The 3,719-nt window shown below is 60.1% G+C and carries 2 protein-coding genes and 1 pseudogene; 1 reads left to right on the top strand and 2 read right to left on the bottom strand.

The window, feature by feature from the left end; translation table 11 throughout:
• Together ACWD6R_RS40055 and istA are read right to left on the bottom strand one after the other, a co-directional pair.
• Window positions 1–568 (bottom strand): annotated as a pseudogene (locus ACWD6R_RS40055) (ATP-binding protein); the annotation flags it as partial.
• Window positions 561–2,039, bottom strand: a complete 1,479-nt coding sequence (gene istA, locus ACWD6R_RS40050) for an IS21 family transposase (protein WP_224755808.1) — start codon at window positions 2,037–2,039, stop codon at window positions 561–563. The gene istA and the pseudogene ACWD6R_RS40055, both read right to left, overlap by 8 nt.
• Window positions 2,040–2,183: 144 nt before the next feature.
• On the opposite strand from istA, the gene ACWD6R_RS40045 reads away from it, so the two are divergent.
• Window positions 2,184–3,404 carry a hypothetical protein gene (locus ACWD6R_RS40045; RefSeq protein WP_105815942.1) on the top strand — a complete coding sequence of 407 codons (1,221 nt, stop codon included), beginning with the start codon at window positions 2,184–2,186 and terminating at the stop codon, window positions 3,402–3,404.
• The last annotated feature ends 315 nt before the right edge of the window (window positions 3,405–3,719 follow it).

Raw genomic sequence — 3,719 nt, 5'->3', positions numbered from 1 at the left:
CTCGTAAAGCTTTGAGAGCAGATGGAACAGCAATGCACCGCCGGTCTGGCTGAACGGCAGATAGCCCAGCTCATCGAGAATCACCAGATCGACGTACATCAGCTTGTGGGCGATCTGGCCTTGTTTGCCGATGGACTTCTCCTGCTCCAGGGCGTTGGTCAGCTCGACGGTCGAGAAGTAGCGCACACGCTTGCCGTGGCGCTGTACGGCTTCGATTCCGATCGCTGAGGCGAGGTGCGTCTTGCCAGTGCCCGGACCACCGATGAACACGACGTTGTGCGCGCTTTCGAGGAACGACAGCTCGCTCAGTTCGCGCACCAGCGCTTCGTCGACGTGTGCCTGCGCGAAGTCGAAGCCCTTCAGGTCGCGGTGGGCCGGGAAGCGCAGCGGTCATTTGATAGGCAATCGAGCGCACCTGCCGTTCGGCGGTTTCAGCCATCAACAGCTGCTTCATGAAGCGCTCCGGCTCGAAGTCCGTGTGGCGCGACTGCGCGAGCAGCTCCGGCCACGTGCTCGCCATGCCGTGCAGTTTAAGACCCTTGAGCTGGGCCGCGATATCGTTAGACATGACGATCCTCCGGTGGGTTGGCACGCAGCGTCTCGTAACGGTTCACGTCGGCCGCGGGCTCTTCCTTGAGCTGGAGTTTCGTCGTGGCGAGGCTGCCATTCGTGACGGGCGCCTTCAGCCGGCTCAGCACGTTCAGGACGTGCTCTGCGCTGGGGCGTCCTGAATCCAGCGCAGCCTGTACGGCGAGCAGCACCGCATCGAGCCCGTGTTCGCGCACCGCAGCGAGCACCTGCGTCATGACGCGATCGCCGCCCGGGTGTTTCAGCAGATGCCGCTGCAGCAGTTGCAGCGGCTGCGGCATCGTGATGAACGGCGCGCCGTTGCGCAGTGCGCCGGGTTTGCGCTCGACCAACGTGACGTAGTGGCGCCAATCGTAGAAGGTCATGTGCCGCTCGAAGCTGCGTTCGTGGCGTGCGATCTCCTGGGCGTTGGCGACGACGCTGAGATATGCCGGATAGCAGCGCACGCTCACCAACTGGTTCGTGTACTCGGTGGGCACGCTGTAGCGGTTGCGTTGGAAGTGAATCAGGCTGGTCGACGAGACTCGCAGGGTCTGCTCGATGTAGCCGTCGAACGGCCGTGGATTGGGCATCAGCCGGGTACGCTCGTCCTGCAGCACATCCTCGACTGTCAGCTCAGGCCACTGCGGGTGCCGCATGTGCCACGCCTCACGACACTGACCAGCGACCCATTCGTTCAGGATCTCCAGCGTTTCCCAGCGCCGTAGCGCTGCTTCGTGCCAAATCTGACGTCGCCGGTCCTGAACGTTCTTCTCGACGATGCCTTTCTCCCAGCCTGCAGCCCGGTTGCAGAACTCCGGCTCGAACAGGTAGTGACTGCACATCGCTTCGAAGCGCGCGTTGACCGCACGCTCCTTGCCGCGGCCAACCTTGTCCACGGCGGTCTTCATGTTGTCGTAGATGCCGCGCCGCGGCACGCCGCCGAACGCGGCGAATGCGCGGGCGTGCGCATCGAACAGCATCTCGTGACTCTGTGTGGGATAGGCGACGAGCCAGAACGCGCGGCTGGAGTTAAGTTTGACGTGGGCGACCTCCAGGCGTCGCCGTAGCCCGCCAACAAACGCGTATTCGCAGCTCCAGTCAAACTGGAAGGCTTCGCCGGGTTCGAAGGCGAGCGGCACGAAGGCCTTCCTGCGAGGCGCCTCAGCCTGCTCCTCGTGCCAACGCCTCACGAACGCGCTTACGCGGCCGTAGCTGCCGGCGTAACCCTCGGCGCGGATCGCCTCGAACATGAACCGGGCGGTGCGCCGGTCACGCTTCGGGCGATGACTGTCGGCACGCAGCCAACCTGTCAGCTGTGCGGCCCAGTCGTCGATGACGCTCGGGCTGACGCGCTTCGGATACTTCGGCTCGACAGCATCAGTCTGCCGCAGCCAGCGGCGCACCGTGTTTCGGGACAGGCCCGTACGCCGCGCAATCTCGCGCAGTGGGACCTTCTCGCGGAAATACATCCGCCTGATCTTGGCCAATATGCCCACCGTGATCACCTTTGTATCCCCTGCTCAAAGATTGAGCAGAGCATTCAATCACGTGGGTCAAAATTCGATGAAAATTTCCAGCTCTAGTGGGTCAGTTCTGCCCGGACATCAACACCCATGGTATTCATCGACGAAATGCAAGACACATCCTGGGACCAAGAATCCTTCCTGAATCGCATTTTCGATGGAAAGTCGGTGATGCAACGGTTCGGAGATATCGACCAGAAAATCCTCCTGGATGAAGAGAATGCAGACCGGCTCACGTTCCCTCGTCAGGGCCACGGATGCATCAGCACGAGCAAAAGATTCGGTGACGCGATTGCGCAAGCTGTGGGCAGCGTTCGCATGAGTGGCGAGGCGGTTATCGGCGAAGGTAACAGCGCACACGCGCCCATCCTGCTTTTGTATGCGACTAATGATGCACCAAAGGTTATCCAACACTTTGGAAAACTTATCATCAGTCGCCTGAGCGAAACCGAGGTCAGCACTCACGACGTGAAGGCTATGTGTGCTCGGAAGTCGGGCGAAGGCGACGTCGACGCTGGACGCCATTTGCGCGATTACTGGCCGGCCTATGGCGTTGGCCTGCCAACTACTGGCATGCGTTCAGAGAACTTCTGGAGCCTTGTCAGGGATACTGGAACCGCTCTTCAAGAGGGAATACTCAGCGCACGCGTTTCAGACGTCCGCCGGAGCTTACTGCTCGTGCTTCGTAATGCCGGCTCACCGCTGGCGAAGGACATTCGAGACGGGCGCGCGCTGCCTCGAGCCGCGAACGCATTTGCGCCCACTGGTCGAATCGAACTGCTGACCCGCAAACTGGCACTTTCTGGCGAGCAGTTCTGTTCACTCGACCAGCGCGCCACGTTTTTCCAGATTTTGTACGAAGAACTCAAGCCATATCTCCCTGAAGAGCTTGAGATTGAAGCGTTCAAGGCGTTGAGCGTGTTCGACGAACCGGCGAACGTCGGGAACGCTGCGACCGCTCCCGCCGTCACCACGTGCCACGCGCTTGACCACGGAAGGTCGATTCAGTTTGACCTTGGTACTGTCGCGAGCATGAAGGGGGAAACGCACTCGGCCTCGCTCGTACTCGAGTCCTACGGTGGCAACAGTCGCAAGTTCGACGTTGCTCTCGGGCTCGAGTACATCGCTGGCATGCCATCTAAGGCGCTGGCGAAGCTTCCGAAGACCCAGCAGGCGCAGATGAGGAACCTCTACGTTGCGATGTCACGTCCAACGACCCTGCTATGCCTTGCGGCAAACGAAAACCGTGTCCCGCAGAAGATACGCGATGCCCTTGCTAAAAAGGGCTGGCACATCCAAACGATGCCTTGATCTCCTCGTCGGACAGGCACATCTTCGGCATGGCCCAGGGGAACCAGTCCGACGCAAAAAGATTCCTCACCCCATCTCTGCCTCCGTTGCACCTCTCACCGCATGGTGAAAAGTCCACGAAGCCGATGCAGCCGTGGTCATGAACCGATCTATTTGCAAAGAACGGACGAATTGGGATCCGCGCGATGCCAACGCGTAAATAGCTTCGATCTATTAATTTCGGAAATCAATATGTGAGAAAAAGCTCACATTCATTGAGAACCTACAAGCCGCCAGTCCCCCTCGCCCCACCATCCAGCCCCAATAAATCTCCTT

The sequence above is a fragment of the Streptomyces sp. NPDC005151 genome (assembly GCF_053599875.1).
The sequence above is the reverse complement of the archived record's forward strand: the minus strand, read 5'-3'. Positions and strand labels throughout refer to the sequence as shown.